General features: G+C 45.6%; 22 protein-coding genes and 1 tRNA gene. 15 read left to right on the top strand and 8 right to left on the bottom strand.

The window, feature by feature from the left end; genetic code table 11:
- Positions 1-40: 40 nt before the first annotated feature.
- From NWE92_01270 to NWE92_01255, 4 genes are all read left to right on the top strand, one after another.
- Positions 41-391 (top strand): nascent polypeptide-associated complex protein, encoded by a 351-nt coding sequence (locus tag NWE92_01270; GenBank protein MCW4028264.1) that lies wholly within the window; start codon positions 41-43, stop codon positions 389-391.
- Positions 392-501: 110 nt separating this feature from the next.
- Positions 502-1,236, top strand: coding sequence for a class I SAM-dependent methyltransferase (locus NWE92_01265; protein MCW4028263.1), 735 nt, complete (start codon positions 502-504; stop codon positions 1,234-1,236).
- Between the two features lie 193 nt (positions 1,237-1,429).
- Positions 1,430-2,473, top strand: a complete 1,044-nt coding sequence (locus NWE92_01260; protein MCW4028262.1) for a M42 family metallopeptidase — start codon at positions 1,430-1,432, stop codon at positions 2,471-2,473.
- Positions 2,474-2,531: 58 nt separating this feature from the next.
- Entirely contained in the window at positions 2,532-2,981 is a 450-nt protein-coding gene (locus tag NWE92_01255; protein ID MCW4028261.1) for an archease, read from the top strand.
- Position 2,982: 1 nt separating this feature from the next.
- On the opposite strand, the gene NWE92_01250 is transcribed toward NWE92_01255, so the two are convergent.
- Positions 2,983-3,636, bottom strand: a complete 654-nt coding sequence (locus NWE92_01250) for an adenylate kinase (GenBank protein ID MCW4028260.1) — start codon at positions 3,634-3,636, stop codon at positions 2,983-2,985.
- Between the two features lie 372 nt (positions 3,637-4,008).
- On the opposite strand from NWE92_01250, the gene NWE92_01245 reads away from it, so the two are divergent.
- The 6 genes from NWE92_01245 to NWE92_01220 all read left to right on the top strand — a co-directional run bounded on the left by NWE92_01245 (position 4,009) and on the right by NWE92_01220 (position 10,936).
- On the top strand, positions 4,009-4,938 hold the full coding sequence (locus NWE92_01245; GenBank protein MCW4028259.1) for an MBL fold metallo-hydrolase: 930 nt from the start codon (positions 4,009-4,011) through the stop codon (positions 4,936-4,938).
- A 355-nt stretch (positions 4,939-5,293) separates the two neighbouring features.
- Complete coding sequence (locus tag NWE92_01240) at positions 5,294-6,253, top strand: hypothetical protein (GenBank protein MCW4028258.1); 960 nt, start codon at positions 5,294-5,296, stop codon at positions 6,251-6,253.
- A 319-nt stretch (positions 6,254-6,572) separates the two neighbouring features.
- Entirely contained in the window at positions 6,573-7,988 is a 1,416-nt protein-coding gene (locus NWE92_01235; protein MCW4028257.1) for an RtcB family protein, read from the top strand.
- 136 nt (positions 7,989-8,124) lie between these two features.
- Complete coding sequence (locus tag NWE92_01230) at positions 8,125-9,663, top strand: oligosaccharide flippase family protein (protein MCW4028256.1); 1,539 nt, start codon at positions 8,125-8,127, stop codon at positions 9,661-9,663.
- 60 nt (positions 9,664-9,723) lie between these two features.
- The gene (locus NWE92_01225) at positions 9,724-10,380 is read left to right on the top strand and encodes a PHD finger domain-containing protein (GenBank protein MCW4028255.1); all 657 of its coding nucleotides are present in this window, start codon (positions 9,724-9,726) and stop codon (positions 10,378-10,380) included.
- A gap of 31 nt (positions 10,381-10,411) precedes the next feature.
- Positions 10,412-10,936, top strand: a complete 525-nt coding sequence (locus NWE92_01220; protein ID MCW4028254.1) for a hypothetical protein — start codon at positions 10,412-10,414, stop codon at positions 10,934-10,936.
- On the opposite strand, the gene NWE92_01215 is transcribed toward NWE92_01220, so the two are convergent.
- The 3 genes from NWE92_01215 to NWE92_01205 form a co-directional block, all read right to left on the bottom strand.
- Positions 10,933-12,021, bottom strand: a complete 1,089-nt coding sequence (locus NWE92_01215) for a hypothetical protein (protein MCW4028253.1) — start codon at positions 12,019-12,021, stop codon at positions 10,933-10,935. The genes NWE92_01220 and NWE92_01215 overlap by 4 nt on opposite strands.
- A 106-nt stretch (positions 12,022-12,127) precedes the next feature.
- Positions 12,128-12,598, bottom strand: coding sequence for a hypothetical protein (locus NWE92_01210; GenBank protein MCW4028252.1), 471 nt, complete (start codon positions 12,596-12,598; stop codon positions 12,128-12,130).
- 81 nt (positions 12,599-12,679) lie between these two features.
- Complete coding sequence (locus NWE92_01205) at positions 12,680-12,967, bottom strand: hypothetical protein (GenBank protein ID MCW4028251.1); 288 nt, start codon at positions 12,965-12,967, stop codon at positions 12,680-12,682.
- Between the two features lie 233 nt (positions 12,968-13,200).
- Between NWE92_01205 and NWE92_01200 the strand changes: the two genes are divergently transcribed.
- On the top strand, positions 13,201-13,401 hold the full coding sequence (locus tag NWE92_01200; GenBank protein MCW4028250.1) for a hypothetical protein: 201 nt from the start codon (positions 13,201-13,203) through the stop codon (positions 13,399-13,401).
- On the opposite strand, the gene NWE92_01195 is transcribed toward NWE92_01200, so the two are convergent.
- The gene (locus NWE92_01195) at positions 13,396-14,055 is read right to left on the bottom strand and encodes a hypothetical protein (protein ID MCW4028249.1); all 660 of its coding nucleotides are present in this window, start codon (positions 14,053-14,055) and stop codon (positions 13,396-13,398) included. The genes NWE92_01200 and NWE92_01195 overlap by 6 nt on opposite strands.
- A gap of 159 nt (positions 14,056-14,214) precedes the next feature.
- Between NWE92_01195 and NWE92_01190 the strand changes: the two genes are divergently transcribed.
- Positions 14,215-14,293 (top strand) — tRNA-Gly (locus tag NWE92_01190).
- Positions 14,294-14,310: 17 nt separating this feature from the next.
- Here the strand turns inward: NWE92_01190 and NWE92_01185 are convergent.
- On the bottom strand, positions 14,311-15,114 hold the full coding sequence (locus NWE92_01185; GenBank protein ID MCW4028248.1) for an N-acyl homoserine lactonase family protein: 804 nt from the start codon (positions 15,112-15,114) through the stop codon (positions 14,311-14,313).
- A gap of 184 nt (positions 15,115-15,298) precedes the next feature.
- Between NWE92_01185 and NWE92_01180 the strand changes: the two genes are divergently transcribed.
- Both NWE92_01180 and NWE92_01175 read left to right on the top strand, forming a co-directional pair.
- Positions 15,299-15,799: a hypothetical protein gene (locus tag NWE92_01180; GenBank protein MCW4028247.1), complete on the top strand. Its 501-nt coding sequence runs from the start codon at positions 15,299-15,301 to the stop codon at positions 15,797-15,799.
- A gap of 23 nt (positions 15,800-15,822) precedes the next feature.
- Complete coding sequence (locus tag NWE92_01175; protein MCW4028246.1) at positions 15,823-16,026, top strand: hypothetical protein; 204 nt, start codon at positions 15,823-15,825, stop codon at positions 16,024-16,026.
- 30 nt (positions 16,027-16,056) lie between these two features.
- Here NWE92_01175 and NWE92_01170 read toward each other — a convergent pair whose 3' ends face one another.
- Together NWE92_01170 and NWE92_01165 are read right to left on the bottom strand one after the other, a co-directional pair.
- Positions 16,057-16,557 (bottom strand): peptidylprolyl isomerase, encoded by a 501-nt coding sequence (locus NWE92_01170; GenBank protein ID MCW4028245.1) that lies wholly within the window; start codon positions 16,555-16,557, stop codon positions 16,057-16,059.
- Between the two features lie 83 nt (positions 16,558-16,640).
- Positions 16,641-17,291 (bottom strand): peptidylprolyl isomerase, encoded by a 651-nt coding sequence (locus tag NWE92_01165; GenBank protein MCW4028244.1) that lies wholly within the window; start codon positions 17,289-17,291, stop codon positions 16,641-16,643.
- 182 nt (positions 17,292-17,473) lie between these two features.
- Here NWE92_01165 and NWE92_01160 point away from each other — a divergent pair, with 182 nt between their 5' ends.
- Positions 17,474-18,202 (top strand): zinc-ribbon domain-containing protein, encoded by a 729-nt coding sequence (locus tag NWE92_01160; protein MCW4028243.1) that lies wholly within the window; start codon positions 17,474-17,476, stop codon positions 18,200-18,202.
- Positions 18,203-18,328 lie beyond the last annotated feature (126 nt).

The raw sequence follows: 18,328 nt of genomic DNA, 5'->3' as shown, positions 1-18,328 counted from the left end.
ATAGTTTGGATAACAAGAGTGAACTCTTATGCATAAACGTATGAATCCCCGAGAACAGAAGCGCATGATGCAACGCATGGGTATGAACATGGACCAAGTAGAAGACGTCCAACAAGTCATCATCCGAACATCCACCAAAAACATCGTCATCGACGAACCCGAAGTGGCGATTCTGCAGGTACAGGGACAAAAAATGTATCAAGTCATCGGCGGACAAGTCAGCGAACAGGCTCCAGGCAAATTTGGCGCGGAAGCAGCAAAACCCCTCTTTAGCGAGGAAGATGTGCAGCTAGTCGCAGACCAAACAGGCAAAAGCCTCGAGAAAGCCAAAGAAGCCCTCAAGGAATGCGGCGGAGACCTAGCCAAAGCAATACTACTACTCCAATCCTAAACAATCACCAAATATTTTTATAATTTACACAAAATTCGCAAAGCAAATTTTGTATATTCGTCAAATTCGGGATAAATATTTAAGCTACTACCCGCAACCAGACTTACAGCATGCAAAAGATAATTAGTCGGGAGATAAGTCAAGCTTTATGGACTGCCTACAGCGGTAACTTGGCAGACAGGGCAAGAGATCTCTGGAACAAATGTTCAACGGAACTCGACAGCTTAATCATTGACAAGTATTTGGACATCGGTTCAGGCACCGGCAATAATACAATGATTTTTGGGCGGAACTCTCGCGTAATTGTCAGTTTAGATATCAAAAAGCCAAAAGAAACTGCTCTCAAAAAGATTTCTTCATCTCATCTGCTTGTAGGCGATGGCTCAAATATGCCGTTTGATAGTGCTACTTTTGATTTAGTAAGCTCCTTTGCTGTCATAGAATACATGGTAGACCCAAAGAGTTTTCTTAAAGAGAATTTTAGGGTTTTAAAACCTGGCGGATGTTGTGTGATTCAAACTCCAAATTTGCTTTTTCCAATAGACCTCCACACAGGATTTCCAGGCATTTTTTTTGTCCCAACTAAAATTCGAAATTTTTTTCTAAAAAATACACAATTTTGGTGGGTAAGAAAAATCTATTTACACAGTTTAAAAAGAATCGTAAAACACATTCTTGAACTTCAACCAAAGGCTCAATTGGTCATCAAAAAAGTAAATTATTCACCCATATTAATTTCACAGAACATCAGGTCAATATATAATGCCGCCCTAAAAACTGGCGCGCTTAATTTAATCCCCTTAGGCTACATAGTAATTATTAAAACACCTACGCTTGACAAATAAAACAACAAGTCGAGCCATGAGACGGAGGTTTACCATTTGCTTTATACACTTTATATGGGAGGGAGAGGCCCTCTGAGGTCACCAGAGCAGCAACCTACTTCTTCAGGTACGAGACTCAACTAACAACAAAAACCCGACCACAACCATTTAATAACTTAACCTTCAAACCTTCATAGCAGCAGAAGGCATCTCCTTGTCACTAAACCAAACCTTAGAGAAACTCTCCAACGCCTGCGGAGTCACAGGCAGAGAAACCCCAGTCAAAGACCTAATGATAGAACACCTCACACCCTACGCAGACGAAATCAAAGTAGACCGCTTAGACAACGTCATCGCCCTCAAAAAAGGCAAAGCAAACGCGCCCAAAATTATGTTAGCAGCCCACATGGACGAAGTCGGCTTAATGGTTAAAACCATCAACAAAAACGGATTTCTCCAATTCAGCAAAATGGGCGGCATAGACGACCGCATACTTCTCGCACAAAAAGTCAACATCCACTCCAAAAACGGCGTCTACCCAGGCATCATCGGCTCCAAACCGCCGCATATCCAAAAAGAAGAGGAACGCAAAAAAATCATCTCATTTGACGAACTCTTCATTGACGTTGGTGCAGAAAACAAAGATGCCGTTGCAGCTATGGGCATAGCCGTCGGCGACCCCATAAGCTTTGATATAAAATACCAAAACGTAGGCAACGACGTCGTCATCGGCAAAGCTTTTGATAACCGCGCTGGATGCGTCACTATGATTGAGGCCATGCGGCTACTCAAGGACAGCGACTGCACTGTGTGCGCCGTAGGAACCGTACAAGAAGAAGTGGGACTACGGGGTGCAGGAACCGCGGCGTTTGGCGTCGACCCCGACTTAGCCATCGCCCTTGACGTAACCATCGCAGGTGACGTTCCCGGAGTTCGAGAATATGACACTACAGTCAAAATGGGCAAGGGACCCGCCCTCACGATTAGCGACTCTGGCTTAATTACTCACCCCAAGATTCTTCGGTGGCTCATGGAAACCGCGCAGCAACAAACCATACCCTACCAAATAGAAGCGGGCCTACTGGGCAGCACCGACGCCTCACGCATCTCTCTTACACGGCAAGGCATCCCCTGCGGAAACATATCCATCCCCACCCGCTACATCCACAGCCCCGCGGGAATGCTAAGCTTAAAAGACATAGAAAACAGCGCAAAACTCGCCGCCGCAGCCATCCAAACCGCCACCCAATTCTTCTAGGCTTTTTTGGCACCTGATTTGTTTTTATTCTACCCAACCCTACTTTCTGTGAGAAAAAATGAGTAAAGCTGAAAAATTCGCTGGAAAATTCGAGTTCCTCGAGCACACCGCAGACGTGTATGTTAGAGCCTTTGGCACCTCCATGGAGGAAGCCTACGAAAACGCGGCACTATCCATGTTTGAAACGATGACTAAAAGCGACAAAATCGCCCAAACAACCGAAGAAGAAATCGAAGTCGAAGCTGAAGACCAATACGCTCTACTCTATAATTGGCTGGAGGCATTGCTGGTCAAATTCGAAACCGAGGGGATGCTTTACTCGAAATTCAAAATTTTTGATTGGCAAGAAACCACTGAATCGTTTAAGATAAAAGCGAAGATATGGGGAGAAAAGTTTAACCCTAAAAGGCACCCGCAGAAAGTCGGCGTCAAAGCCATAACCTACCATCTTATGGTGATTATCCGTGAGCCGGAACGGGTGGTTTTAGAGTTCATCCTCGATATTTAGTTTAGCTGAAGCCCAGTTTTTTGAGTTCTTCAAGCATCTTGGCAACCATTGGCTCTGGCGGCGAGTCAAGTGAGCGTGTCACGGACACGACGAAGGGAATCTTCTTTTTCTTGTAGTACGCAACCAATGGTTCAGTCTGGTTCTTGTAGACGTTTAGGCGGTTTCTGATGACTTCTTCGTTATCGTCTGCACGCAAGTAGAGTTCTCCGCCGCATTTGTCGCATTTGCCTTCAACTTTGGGTTTGAGGAATTTAATGTTGTAGACTGTGCCGCAGTTCTTGCAGAGTCTGCGTGATGTTAAGCGTTCAACTATGATTTGGTCGGGGACGTCTAGCTGCAAGATGACGTCGATTTTGGCGATTTTCTCTAGTGTGTCGGCTTGGGCTACGGTGCGTGGGAAACCGTCGAGTAGAAATCCCTTTCCTTTGGGGATCTTGCTTAGGCGGTCTTTGAGGACCTCAACAACCACGTCGTCGGGGACTAATGCGCCCTTTTCAACGTAGCTTTTGACTTTTTTGCCTAGTTCAGTGTCTTGTTTTACGGATTCACGGAAAATGTCGCCCATGGCGATTATGTCTACGCCGAGTTGCGATTGGAGCCTTGTGGAGTAGGTGCCTTTTCCTGCGCCTGGCGCCCCAAAGATAATTGCATTCACTTAATGTGTCACCTGTTAAGTGCTTCTTTTAGTAAGCAATTGATAATTAAGGTTTGTCGTTGGCTTTGCTTTTTTGGGTTTTTTGTTGGGTCTGCGCTGGTTTTCAACATTTTAATGCGCTGTTTTTGGGTCAATAGTGACCTATCCCTCTCAGGTTCCTGCAATGAGTTTCTAATAGGCGGCTAATATGTTTCTGAAACTCTTGAACTATTGAATAACTTTACAAAACAGCAGAAAGATAACCAATAATTGAAGGGTTCTTGAGAACTAATTTAACCTATTATCCAAATATAGGCTGATGCAGAAATGCGCGGTTTCATCGGAAATGTTTATGCCTTATAGAAATCTTTACCCACCATCTAGGCGAGTTTAATGCATGCTAAGCAAGTGGGAAAAAACGTTTTTGCGGTTGATTTACAGACAGGCGGATACCCAAACCTCATCTGCAGCTACATCGTCATGGGCAACAAACCGTTTCTGGTTGAGTCAGGACCCACCAACTCCATCCCCAACCTCCTCTTGGGGCTAAAGGAACTCAAAATCCAACCACAGGACATCGAGTATGTGGCAGTGACGCATGTTCACCTTGACCACGGCGGCGGCGCAGGCACACTCCTCAAGCATCTGCCAAACGCCAAAGTCCTTGTTCACCCACGAGGCGCGCCACACCTAATTGACCCTGAACGTCTCTGGCCCTCCAGCCAATCCGTGCTGGGCTATGTGAGCGAAATCTTTGGAAAACCCGAACCCGTACCCAAAGACCTCGTAGTACCCGTCACCGAAGACATCATCAACCTCGGCGGCGACGTGAAAATAACCATAACTGAAACCGTAGGTCACGCATCGCATCATTTGAGCTTCCAGGAATCCGTCAACGGCGGCGTGTTCCCAGGCGACGCTGCGGGCACCTATATCCCAGAATTCGACGTCGTAGTCCCAACAACGCCTCCACCCTTTCGATTAGAATCCGCATTGGCGACGCTTGATAAACTCATCAGCCTAAACCCCACAGCGCTGTACTATACGCATTTTGGCAGAGCAACCGACGCCATCAAGCGTTTGCAGACCTACAAGCAGCAACTCCAACTCTGGGCAGACATTGCTGAGGACGGCGTAGCTAAAAACCAAAGCTTTGAAGTCATCCGTGACCGCATAGTCGCCGAAGACAAAGTCATGAATCGAATTGCCGAGTTTGTGAAGTCTCACCCGGTGTACTCTAAAACTATGCTGGATAATTGTGTGCTCGGCTTTGTGGAGTACACGAAATCTAAGGTAGTTAGAGACCCCTCATATAAACTATAAAAAGTAAGCAATAGTATCACTATTCAAAACGGCAAAAGATTGCCCTTCAACATAAACAAACAACAAAACTTTACTAAAAATAGTTTTGAGCCCCAAGTGGTGTTTTGTAGAAAAATAAAACGCATACCAAAACTCTTAATATGCAACTCTTGAAGCAAGCTCATGTCGTAAAAACAACCTATTGAGCGTCTAAAAGCAAGCCGTACCATTAATAGGTTTCACAAACATTAGCACAAACATTTTTGATACCCAAAAATTAGGGCTTCCATGAGGTTCTGTGTGTTAAGCCCCCATAGATTTACCGGTTAAAAGCTTAAATAAAAAAGTGATAGACATTCTACAATAAGGGCAAATAATGGAAAAAAGTGAAACATCCAACAAAATAAACTGGAAAATGTTAATCATCCCCATTATAGTGACTGCCATTTTAAGCCTTGCTGTGGCCGTTGTCGCGCCCATGATTGTAAATTACGTAAACACACCACAGTTAAAGTTACAGTTTTATTCGCAGGACACTTTACCCTTTAAAGCTTCAGAAATCCAGATAGCATCATACCAAATTGTAATTAAAAATGATGGCTCAAAAGCGCTAGATAACATTATATGCCAAGTATCTCTCAGTGGCGCCAAAATAGATCAGTATACATTCTCACCAAGTGCACCTTTTACATATTCACAAGAAAATACCACAAATAAGGTGACTATTAAAATAGATAATCTTAACCCCAGAGAAAGCGGAACAATTTATATTTTAGGCACAAGCGAAAGTCAACTACCTAACCAGCCAGAGATTCAATTAAGAGCAGATGGTGTAACTGGCGAAGAGGCAGTCTCAACTAATAATGTTCTATCTACACCATGGTACGAAACAGCCATTATGGTAATGGCGGTTTCGTTTATGGCGCTAGCTAGTGGTTTAGTTACATTCCGTAGAGTAGCAAATAGAAGTGCTAAATACACTGATCAAAACGATTGCTTAGGTTATCTTTGTGGCAACCATGGCGTATATTCTGAAATGGACAGATATTATGACAAAAGCGAGGTATTGTTTAGAAATGAAGCAGACCGCTTAACGGCTATTGCAGTTAAAAATCCAGAAGAGCGAAAAAAAATTCAAGCCGTGCTTCTGGACCTTCTAGGATATGCGGACCATGTTTCACCTGTAAGTAAAGGAATTATATTTTTTAATTTGGCAAAGATTGCTAAATTGATGGGAGATCAAACGCAGCAAAACCAGTATCTCGAAGACGCAAAAAAATATGCTAAGGACACAGTTGAAGCAAGACTAAAAATTGATCAGATTTTAAAGACTTAAACCGTTTTGATTACCACTCTTTTGGGGAAAATAAGTTCCTGCAACTTTTTCAGATGTATAATACCAGAATACAACTTTTGTTGCTTCATATACTACGACTATTTTTTAATTGGCGACTTGGAAATCTATTGCAGATAGCAAAATCTGTCTTGGAAAATTAATCCATGGGTTAAGATTGTTAAGCAAAGGATAGAAAAAGTCAGTAGTCATAAACATTTTTAACATACCAGCACTTTTGTTGTGACGGTGAAATGTTTTGGGCGAAAACGAAAGCCGAGCCTCCCCAGAAAAAGTTCCATTACAGAAAATTAACGATTACATGTGGCAAATTCCCAAATACAAACATGCAATGCAAGTCCCCGGCATGATATTTGCCAACCAAGACCTGCTAGAAAAGATGCAGACCGACCGCACCCTTTGGCAGTGCAGCAACGTAGCGCAGCTTCCCGGCATCTACAAACACGCCATCACCCTACCCGACGGACATGAGGGCTATGGGTTCCCTATCGGCGGCGTAGCTGCAACCGACTACGAGACAGGCGTGATTAGCCCCGGCGGAGTCGGATACGACATCAACTGTGGTGTGCGCCTTCTTTCAACCAACCTCTCAGAGGGAGATGTAAGACCTAAACTGTCGCCGCTAACAGAAGCGATATTTCGCAATGTGCCTTCAGGGTTGGGTAGCCGCAGAAAAGACTTCACCATTTCTACCCGCGACCAAGAGACCCTCGCGGTCGAAGGTGTGCAGTGGCTCATCGACAGGGGATTAGGCTGGGCAGAGGATGCTAAGCACTGTGAAGAAAACGGGCACATGCCAAACGCAAACCCTGACAAAGTCTCCAACACCGCCAAAAGCCGCGGAATCAGCCAAATCGGCACCTTAGGCAGCGGCAACCACTTCCTCGAAGTGCAGAAAGTGGACAAAATCTTTAACGAGAAAACCGCCAAAACCTTCGGCATCACCCATGAAGGACAAGTAACCGTTATGATTCACTGCGGCAGCCGCGGTTATGGCCACCAAGTCTGCAGCGACTACCTCCACGTAATGGAGCGGGCAGTCCAAAAATACAAAATAAACTTACCTGACCGCGAATTAGCATGCGCCCCCGGTGGCAGCCCAGAAGCCAAAGACTACGCCCAAGCCATGGCATGCGCAGTCAACTACGCCTTCTGCAACCGCCAAGCCATCATGCATTGGGTACGCCAAAGCTTCCAACAAGTCTATGGGCAGGATGCTGAGAAATTTGGGCTCAAACTCGTCTACGATGTGGCACATAACATAGCTAAAGCGGAAACCCACAACATCGATGGTGTTTCACGCAAGGTCTGGGTGCACCGTAAAGGAGCCACACGTGCCTTTCCAGCGGGTCACCCCGATGTGCCGGCCGATTACCGCAGCGAAGGGCAACCCGTCCTTATCCCGGGCAGCATGGGCACCAGCAGTTGGGTGCTTGTGGGTTCGCAGAAAGCCATGGACCTCACCTTTGGCTCCACAGCGCATGGTGCAGGCAGAATGATGAGTCGCTCAGCAGCCAAACGCCAATACTGGGGCAGCGACGTCAAAACTGGTCTTGAGAAACGCGGCATCGCCGTTAGGGCAGCTAGCGCTTCGGTGCTGGCTGAAGAAGCTGACCCCGCATACAAGAATGTCGACATGGTTGCTGAAGTCAGTGATAAAGTGGGTATAGCCACTAAAGTGGCGCGGCTTGTGCCCATAGCAGTTGTAAAAGGCTAAACTTTTACGCTGCAATTTGTCTTCTTTTCTTTTGTTTTTCAGGTTATTTTGGGGTGGATTTAGGAAATTGTATATGTAAGGGTTAGCGATGCATATATGAAACCCAATCTCAGGCGCCAGCAGGAACCCTCACCCCTTGAAGAACAACATACGAGTCCAGTACTCAGGCTTCATCATCTTTAGCTCCCAAATCTTTAGCATAGCCACTGGACTCATCTTCACACTGTTGCTTACTCGAAACATGAGTGAATCCCAATTTGGGATTTGGACCAACATTTTTGATTACACCAGCTACTTTGCCATGTTCAGCGGTGTCATACCGTTTTGGGCAACCCGCTTCATAGCACGCGAAAAAGAAGGCACAGTCAAAACCAGTACCCTCTCACAGCTAACAATAGCAATAGTTTCCACAATAATCTATTTACCAGCCATCATACTGATTTCGGATGCCATCCACACCCAGGTATATTTGCCCATTTACCTAATCGCAGGCATCTACATCTTCAACATCTACATGATTGGCATCTTTGAGGGCACGCTACGTTCAATTCGCCCACAAGTAATCGGATTTGGCTTACTAATTGAAGAAGCCGCCAAAGTTGCAATTGCCGCTGTGTTAATTATCGGATTTAATGAACTGTTCTTGGGCGCCATTTTAGGACTGGTGCTCTCAGGATGCATCCAAGTACTCTACTATCTTTGGCTGCTTCGAAAGGAAATGCGTGAAAAAATCAACTGGGGCTACCTCAAGGAATGGCTAAAGGGTTCAGCAGCCATCGCCTACAACATCATCGGCGGTCAACTGGTAACGTTCACGATGGTTATGCTCTTTGTGTATGCAGGTTCAAACACCCGAGCCTACTATCAAGCCGCCTTCACCTTCACCACCGTCATCGGCTTCTCAGCATCGCTAGCCTTTGCCCTATACCCCAAACTCTTATCGAAAAGCTGCCCCGACAACCAAATCCGCACGTCGCTACGCACAGTTCTGATGCTGGCAATTCCGCTCTCCGCATTAGTGATAACTATGGCTACCTCGTTCCTCACCATCCTACAAGCTGACTACGCCGTCGCTTGGCCCGTTGCGGTAGCTTTAACGTTTGACACTTTGATTGTGCTATTATACACATTCTACACGCAGTGCTTGATGGGCACAGAAGGTTTTGATGCCACAGGAAAAATCTCGCTTCGTGAATTGCTAAAGAGCCGTATCTTTAAGGTCTTTTCTGTGCCCTACATCCAAGCCGCCATCGCCCTGCCCATAGCCTATTATGTGCTCACCAACTTTGCGGTTGCAGGCACCGTTGAGGCAGTAGTGGATGTGGTGCTGATTTTGATGGCTGTCCACTTATCCACGTTCATAGGGCTCTACGGGTTTATGCGTAAATCTGCCCGCTTACCGCTGGATTTGAAGAGCATAGCCAAATATTCCCTAGCCGCCACAGCCATGGGTCTCATACTATTAGCTATCCCAGCCACCACGACGCTGATATTCACTATTCTAAAAGCAGTCGCAGGCTTAGGCATCTACTTCGCGATTCTGTTAGCCATCGATAAAGAGGCACGAAAACTCCTCAATTTAATCATATTTGAAATTCGAGGCAGCATCAAACAGTTAACGTCTAAAAACAACGGATTCAAAGAAGAAAACAAAGCCTTAGCAACTCAAAATTAATATTCACAAAAAAGACTGTTTTAGGGTAGGCGATTTTTCCTCGCAAGGTGGACCCCGCCATTGAAGGATGAATGTGGAATCTGCGGCAGAGTTATGCGGACAACGTACATGCGGCAGTGTCAACGTTGCAAGAAAATGTTTTGCCGCGACTGCATGACCCCCGACGTAGCCACCGGCGACCCCAACGCCATGCTCTGTCTGCATTGCGCCAGACGCATCGTCGCCCCCCGAACCGTATCCAAATACGCTGGGCTTGAGAGTCACCTAAAATTCCGCGCAGCATTCACCGACAGCGTCAAGTTAACGTTTGCCCGCATTGACGGATTAATCGGCAGCAACCTCCCTATGAACGCGTACCGTGACCCCGCATGGTGGAGCAACACCTCCCAAAGCGCCCACGCCAAAGCATGGCTAGAGGCGGGATGGGAGATGCAAGAAGTTAACCTAAAAGAAGGCTACGTGGTTTTCAAAAAAGTCCGCAACCTTCCCCGAAAAAGGTCCAACCGTAAAACCCAAGAAATCACCCAACCCTTCACCCCCGTACCCGTGCGACCCCTAAAATCGAAGGTGCCCTCCAAAACCAAAGTCTCCAAACTCTACGCCCGAATCAAAAACATGGAACGCCAACGCAACATGTCACGGCAGCCCATCCGAGGCTTCAAACCCCGCTCGCGTTATCAGAAAAAACTTTTCAAACCCGACGAAAAACCACAATAGACAGCACACCCAACAAGTAAGTGGTGACCCCTTGCTTACGCATAGCATAGATTTGTCGCTTCCAGAAGCCTACCGAAAACTCAAAATCTGCTTTGTCGAAAACGGCTGTGTAGCCATTGACGAATCGGAGCCGACTCAAATTCGGTTTAGGCAGGGCTCAATGTGGGGGGTTACACCTAAAAACGCCAAAAAAACCATAAACGCCACCCTAAAGGCAACTGGGGGAAAAACTGAAGTTGCGATGGCATCGGCGTGGACGGAGGATTGGCTGTACCTGACGGTGGGCGGCTGCATTTTTGCGGCGCTGTTTGCTGGGATAGCCTTTTGGTTGGCTGTGGATTTGTCGGGTTTTTTGGCGGGTGCCGGGGTGGGGGTTTGGAGCAGTCTAATAGCCGCTAATAGCCTATACCTGGGTCCTCTTAGGTCCTTGGTTAGTTTGGCTTATGGGTTAGGCGTGTTTCTTTTAGCAGTCATACTAGTTGAAGCAGCCATTACTGTTAATGTGAAGAAAAATTTGGATGCTTTTGCCCAAGAAGTCCTGTGCAAGTTGGGTTAAGCAATTTGTTTGCCGCATCGTTCACAGTAAACAGCATACGCCTTGTTGGGTGAGCCACAGTAAATGCAGTATTTAACATCCTCAGCCGCCTCGGATGCGGGAGGTTCATCGTTATTGTCTTCTGTAGTGAGAATCGGTGGAGATGTGGATGATGCCGCGAGGCGGGGGCGACGCACCGACCAAATCGCGAGCGTGATGGATAAGCTGATGGCGAAAACTATGATAACAAACAGTACGGGTTGGTCCGTGATTAAGTTAAACGATAAGGGTCGGACGGGTTCAATTGTTGGTTGACCCATGGTGGGGGAAGGGGTAGTGTTGGGTTCTTGAGTAGGAGCAGGAGTGATGTCTAGGGGGGCACCAGCCTCGGTGGGTTGAACAACAGGCACCGCAGAAAAAGACGCCACATACTGAGTGCTCTCATATATGGGGTACACGTAGGCGCTTTGCCCGCTAAACTCTTCGGGTAAATCTCCGATTTTGAAGTTGTTGCCCGTGGTTTCACAGTAATAGTAGGTTTTGTTGTTGTAGGTAAAGTAGACGCCCTTCAAATCGTTACCCAAGATGCCCACCGCATAGTGGTCGGGGGGGTTAAGGAAAACGGTGCCATACCCCAAATTCAGGGTTAACGCCGCAAACAGAATAGAAGTGTCTTCACAGTCTCCTCCGTCATCCACAAGGGTTTCTATGGGGAAACGGGGATACTCATTGTAGCCTTCAGTCACGTTATCGGAAGTGTATGGTAGACTTTGGACAAAGGCAAGAACAAAACTCACCTGATCATAAGAGCTGTATCCTAAGCTAGTGGTGGTTTTGTTGAGTTCGGTGGCTAAGCTTTGGACGTAGGGGTCACGTGTGGTGGTGCAGAAACCATACCCTGCTGGACCATCCCGAACCCGCGTCGATACAGGAACAGAGCGATATTCATCATAGAGGGCTTTGGGGATACTGAGATTCCAAGTCCAGTGTTTGCCTGAATAATCCCACTCAAAGGTCTTGTTATAGTACTGGTCGGAAGATTGCGCAGCTGCCGAGTCACAAGTGAATAGGGTGAGTAGGGGACACGCTAAGAGGATCAGCAACAAACAAACTATTGAGAACTTGAAGGGTCTAGAGCTTAACCTCAAGGATACATCTATCCATTAAAAGTAAACTATAATTAACGTTTAAAACTCTTCTCCCAAATCAAACCTACTTTTTCCCATTAAACTTACGCCAAGTGGACAAGCTGTATATGGACAACGCCAAGAGGGATGCAAGCACAAAAACCTCAAGAGGCGTACAAGACAACGCGATGCTCATACTGATAGCTAATAAGGGCAAGGGGAACAGCAGGAAATAGATGAGGATAACTGCATCTAGGCGTTCTTCGATGCTTGCCCGCTTAATTAATCCGCGAGCAAAAAATGCGCCAGCTATTTTACCGAATCCGTCGGTGCAGGGTTTACAGCGGCTACAGCATTTACAGCCGTATCGACGCAGGATGCCATAAATCATGATAACCATGAAGATGAGGTACAGCCACCCAAAAACTGGGTTGTAGAATAATATCGCAATGCAAGCAAGCATAACCCAAAGCCCAAGGGCAATATTGCCTAAAATAAGAAAAGTCCGTGTGAATTGCAGTTTTCCCTCAGTCAAATCAAACCACGTGTACTCCAACCAACGCCACACCCACCCTAATAGGCAGTATGTTTCTGAGGTGCCCTGTTTTTATGGAACAACTGCCACAAAAGCAAGGAGTTACTTTTTGATTATACCGTAGCTTTGTTTTTTCCAAGCGTCGCGGAATTTGTTATAATAATCAATAGGTTGAAAGACGGGCGCATATGTTAAGGGCCACTCAAGTCCACATTTGCAGACCGCGAAAACTTCCTTGGTTTTGGTACTTGCATAAATTTGGAGAAGCTCTTTACGGCATTTGGGGCAGTAATAGGGGCCGTTGACCATTTGTTTGGCGTCTTTGGTAAGGATTTTCATGCGGCTTCCAGGGATTTTTTGCCTGCTTTTAGTGGGTTTATCGGAACTCATCTTGAAATCAAACCTATCTTATGCTGGGCAAAGATATACTCTTCCATTCTAAAAACGGTTTTTTTGAGCCGAATCCGCCGATTTTACGCATAATCAACATCACGCGGAGAAACCGGCCATTCACCTCACCCGAAGTGAATTACATATTTAGTTTACAAAAATGTTTGCAATGCAAAATATGTACATAAAAATTTATATGAAATAATCAATGATAAGGAGCAAAGGGTGGCTAAGTGAATACAAAGACCAAAGTTTCCGCAGGGGCACTCTTTATCATAATAGCAATGTGCCTCTCGTTTGTCACTGGCGGAACCATAGGAGCATACCGTAGCGACGGTGTTTTTTACGGCGTCATGGTTGGAGTTCCAGCAGTCGCGTTTCTAATTTCAGGAATTCTGCTTTTATGGCCGAAACTTTTTGTTCAAAACTCATAGTGCATTTGAATGCCTCTTCCTTGTTCTCTTAAAGTAAACCAGTGAAACAGCAGCTACTGCCACTATTACTGTTAGGCTAATTATCTCCAGTACGGTTATTGTGGGTAAAGACTGATTGTTGTCTAAGTCTGCGTCTTGAGTGGGGGTCGGATTATTTTGAGTTTTATTATCTGATACAGTAGAGTAGGTTTGAGAGTAGAAATAGACTTGAGAGTACCCATCAATGATGAAATAATTATGGAAGTCATAAGAAGCACCCATCGCCCTAATTTTTAGACTGTGATTACCTGCAGAAAGAGTAGGCGTTATTATGGAAGTACTATATTGACAAATATTGGGACCCTGCACAAGAGTCCATAATTGATGGGGTATAGTAACAGTTGAATTATCTACGGTATAAAATACATCGACTATGGCAGATCTAGAGTAGTATTGAGGCATAATGACACTAAAGCTAATGTTGAACGTTCCTGGATAGTCCGTGTTATTTTGAGGGCTATTTATGGAAATAACGGGTGGTTTAGCGTCTAATGGAGCATCAATCTGCTTAGCAAAACCAAAAGGGTTAGCCTCCACCCCACCAATTACCTCTGTTCCAACCAATACAAAAACTGTAACAAGTACCGCTAAAGCAGCTATTCTTCTCATATCCACCAATAGCGTTAGGTTGCTATACCTTATGAGGTTTTAGAATTCTCACCAGTTGAAACCAATATGGGTCAAGGGAGGAATTGAGTGTTCAAATGCTTCCCAAAGAGCAGTACAATAAGCTTAAATTAAGCCCAGATATTGGAAATAGAAGTAGTACCAAATGCGGTTGTCGTCTAGTCTGGTTTAGGACTTTAGCCTTCCAAGCTAATGATCCCGGGTTCAAATCCCGGCGACCGCACCAATTACTCCTTCAAAATTTTACTGATAATATCTTGGTGCCAGTTTCAGCGTCTTAAAGAAGGGCATATCATGGGAAAACATGATTTTTGCATCGTACTTTTGCTGTAGGGCTCTTATTTTTTCTATTGAGGCTCTGAAGGATACAGAGTCGTAAACTATTCCTGACATTTTTGTTGGGGGACCATAGTTTTCTTGGGTGTAGAGAGCATCCGCTGGAAAAATCAGTGTGCCCTCCTCTTTGAGATACACCATTAAGCCTAGAATGCCAGGGGTGTGGCCGGGTAGTGAAATAAGCTCGACGCGGTTAGTGAGCTTGTAATCGTCATCTATTAAGTGGAGTTTATCTAGGGGAAGGTTAAGGTCGGCCTTAACGTATGCTCCATAATTCTCTGGGTTAGGGCTTGAAGCCACCAGTTGCTTTGCGTAGTCAAAATCTTTTTTGTGCACATAGAACTCGGCGTTCTTAAACAAGTGGGTGTTCCCGGCATGGTCGAGATGTAGATGTGAGAGAATCACAGTTTTGATTTCTTCAGTAGCGGTGCCGGTTAAGGTTAGTTGTTTAGCTAAGAGCTGATTATCATGATAGTAGTATGGAAAAATCGAGGTTAAGTTAGGCGGCCAATACCCCCTCATTGCGTCTGGGGGGCAACCGGTGTCGTAGAGGATTTTCCCTTCCGGCCCGTCGATTAGGACACAGTATACGGGTATGCTGATCCATTTTATAGGCGGCGTCTTGTTTTCGAGTGTACCAACAGTTGACATTGCTACTATCCAGTTAGAGTCCCCTTCAAGCCAGCCGTTGTCTAAAATAAAGAGCCTCAAACTAAACACCCACCAAAAACCCAAGCAATAATGATTCAGCAGTTTTTCATATTCATTTCGCTGTAACAGCTATTGCTTTCTAAGGGTTTTGAATCCCGAAAACTCCACCATACCATCTAACACCTTTTGCGGATAGAAGTCAAAATTTAAAAATGACTATAACCTTCTACGCTTCGGAGTCCACTTGGCTAGAAACCTCCTAGTTACCGGGGCAGCGTTGGTTTTAGCATGGGCGCTAATGGTTAGTTACCAAATATTCACCCAAACCGCAATCAACAGCGTCACCGCCGCGCTAAGTGACCCCATGCCGCTGGTTGCCGTCTGGCTTAGTTCCAGCTCCGCCGTGGCCACGTTTGTCTGTGGGTTCGCCTGGATGTTTGTGCTCTCAGCCAGCATCGAGTCCTTGATGTTTGGAAAAGAACGTCGCTTATCTATTCAGTTTCTGGTCAGTTTAGGGTTAACCGCGGCTGGTTCAGCTGTCTTGGCTCTGCTTGGACAGGTGGGGATAGATTTAGCGCGTCCCGACCTGCTTTCGAAGCCCTTTCCAGTTTTGTTTAGCAACATGTATTTTTCCCTTTTTTATTTGGCTTTACCGTTCATTTTTATGTTAGCGATAGATTACCGCGCCGTCCTCAAAAAACGAAGAAAACATTTTAGCGAAAAGGTGAAAAGGCACACCGAGTAATACACAAGAGAGGAGAAACAACCATGAGTGACCAACCAAATATGGCAACTATCCAATTAAACGGCGACAAACAAAACTTCATAATCGACAAGAAAGATTTCAAAACCGGAAGCCGAGGATACTATGGAACAGGAAAAATGGTAGCTGGAGGAAAAAAGTACCAAATAAGTATCCAAGTCGTAGAAATCGGCTCAAAACCCAAAGAGAAAGAAGAAAAGAAAAAGTAACTAACTTTTCCTAATTTTTGTTTTCGCCCTTTACGGGACTATCGAAGCGTTGATTATAACAACGTCTTGAAGCGGCTTATCCATGCGGTTGGTTTTTACTTTGGCGATGGCATCAACAACTTCCATGCCAGAGATGACTTTTCCGAACTGCGGATGCTTGCTATCTAAGTAGTTGTTGTCGACGAGGTTTATGAAGAATTGGCTGCTTCCAGTGTTTGGACCAGCGTTTGCCATAGCGATGGTTCCGCGATCGTTGAAGTTTTTCTTGGTGAATTCATCTTTGATGTCGGGGATTGAGGGGTCGCCATATCCTGTTCCTGTGGGGTCTCCGCCTTGAATCATAAAGTCGCGGATGACACGGTGAAAGATTGTGCCGTTGAAGGTGCCGTTTTTGGAGAGGTTGGTGAAGTTGCCAGTGGTTATGGGCATGTCGTTGCGGAGTTGCAACGTTATGTCGCCCATGCTGGTGTGAAGTAGAACTTTGACTCCGTTACTGTAGGGGTCTGTTGGGTTTGTTTTTTGGTCTACCATAAGCTTTGCCCAATTACCAAGTTTGAAGCCTATCTATTATGCCTATTGAGAAAAGACAACAATAACAAAGAAAATAGTAGAGGTTAAGGTACGATTGAAGCCTTAATGATTGTCACAGGGTTTACTGGAAGACTGATTTCTTCGTAAGGCATGTTGGGATTAACGGTTGCGGGAGCATTTGCGATTTTATCACATACGTCTTGACCTGAAATGACATTGCCGAAGACTGTGTAGGTTTTATCAAAGGTTGTGTCACTATTATCGCCGACGTTTATGAAGAACTCACTGCTGGCGCTGTTAGCCTGACTGGTTTTTGCCATGGCGATGGTGTAGTTGACATTGTGGTTGTTTGTGCCGATTTCGTCTTTTATGGTGGCGACGTTACCGGTACCTAGTCCGCCTTGAATCATGAAACCTGAAACAGTGCGATAGAATGTTGTATTGTCGTATATGCCTGCGTTGACGAGTTTGATAAAGTTGCCAGACGTAATGGGCTTGTCAGTTCGCAAATCAATGGTTATGTTGCCCGCGGTGGTTTGAAGCAGCACCTTGGTTGGAGGCACCGCTGCGGGAGTGTCCAAAATTGAGAGCGCCACGAAAGCGCCGACAAGAATGACTGCAATAATGATTATCCCTAATGCTATGTGGAGGTTACGATTAGATTTTTGCTTGCCATGTGAGCGTGCCTTTGGCTTTGGTGGGGGTGGTTTGCGCTGATTTTTTTTGGGTGCCATGCAGAGAGATTCAGCGGCTGTTTATTTAATTCTTTCTTATGTACACACAATAGATGCCCCGCCAGAAGGCAGTAATCGCCCAAAGCAGCAGCCCAAATAGAAACAGAAAACAAAAGTCACTAAATATTAATTTACAGAAGATTTAAAACACTAATCTATCAAATGAACGCTAGGATGTAACGTTGTCAGAAGCCGAGATTATATTAAGACAAGAATCAGGCGTAAAGGACCATGAATCCAAGTCGCCGCCAACCATGGGGCTAAAAGCAGGAGCATTTGCCGAGTTAGGAACTTTAATACTAACCAACAAAAGACTGGTATACATCTCAAAAGGAGGCGCTGCACATGCACTCGCGTGGGGAATCGGCGGAGTATTCGCAGCTCAAGCAATAAAAACCAATGTTTCCAAAGCGCAGATAGATGAACTTTCAACCCAGAAAGGCAGCTACTATACGTCCCTTGAGAACATAACCCTTGTAGAAGCTGGAAAGAAAATGGGTGAATCCTACATCCATGTCGACAGCATCGGCAGCAACAAACCGGTCCACGCTTATGTTGTAGGCGGCGGCAATAGCAATCAAGAGTGGGCAGCAGCCATTAACCAAGCAAAAGCCAACCTTCAATCTACACCTACAGCGCAAACGGAAAATTTTGTGCTCATAGAAACCCAAAAGGTGATTCCTCAGAGCGCCTGCCAGAAATGCGGCGCAGCTAATAGCGGCAACTCAAAATTCTGCACATCATGCGGAACACCACTTAACCAAACTCAAGCCGAGACGCCACGGGTTCTTCCTCCGCCACCACCCCCACCGCCAACTCAAACGCCACTTTGCCCCAACTGCAGAAGCCCAATTCGCTATATTCAGCAGTATCAACGCTGGTACTGCGATAACGAGCAAAGGTACATTTAGAATACCAAGGATTTAGGCTTGCAACAGAGGATTAATTTCCTTTGCTGCCTCCTTGTTAGGTTACATTGCCGCTCCAAGCGGGTTTTTTAGCAGGCTGGGTCCCGTTATGGTTTTATATCTAGCCAG

The organism is Candidatus Bathyarchaeota archaeon (genome assembly GCA_026014745.1).
GTDB lineage: Archaea > Thermoproteota > Bathyarchaeia > Bathyarchaeales > Bathycorpusculaceae > Bathycorpusculum.
The sequence above is the reverse complement of the archived record's forward strand: the minus strand, read 5'-3'. Positions and strand labels throughout refer to the sequence as shown.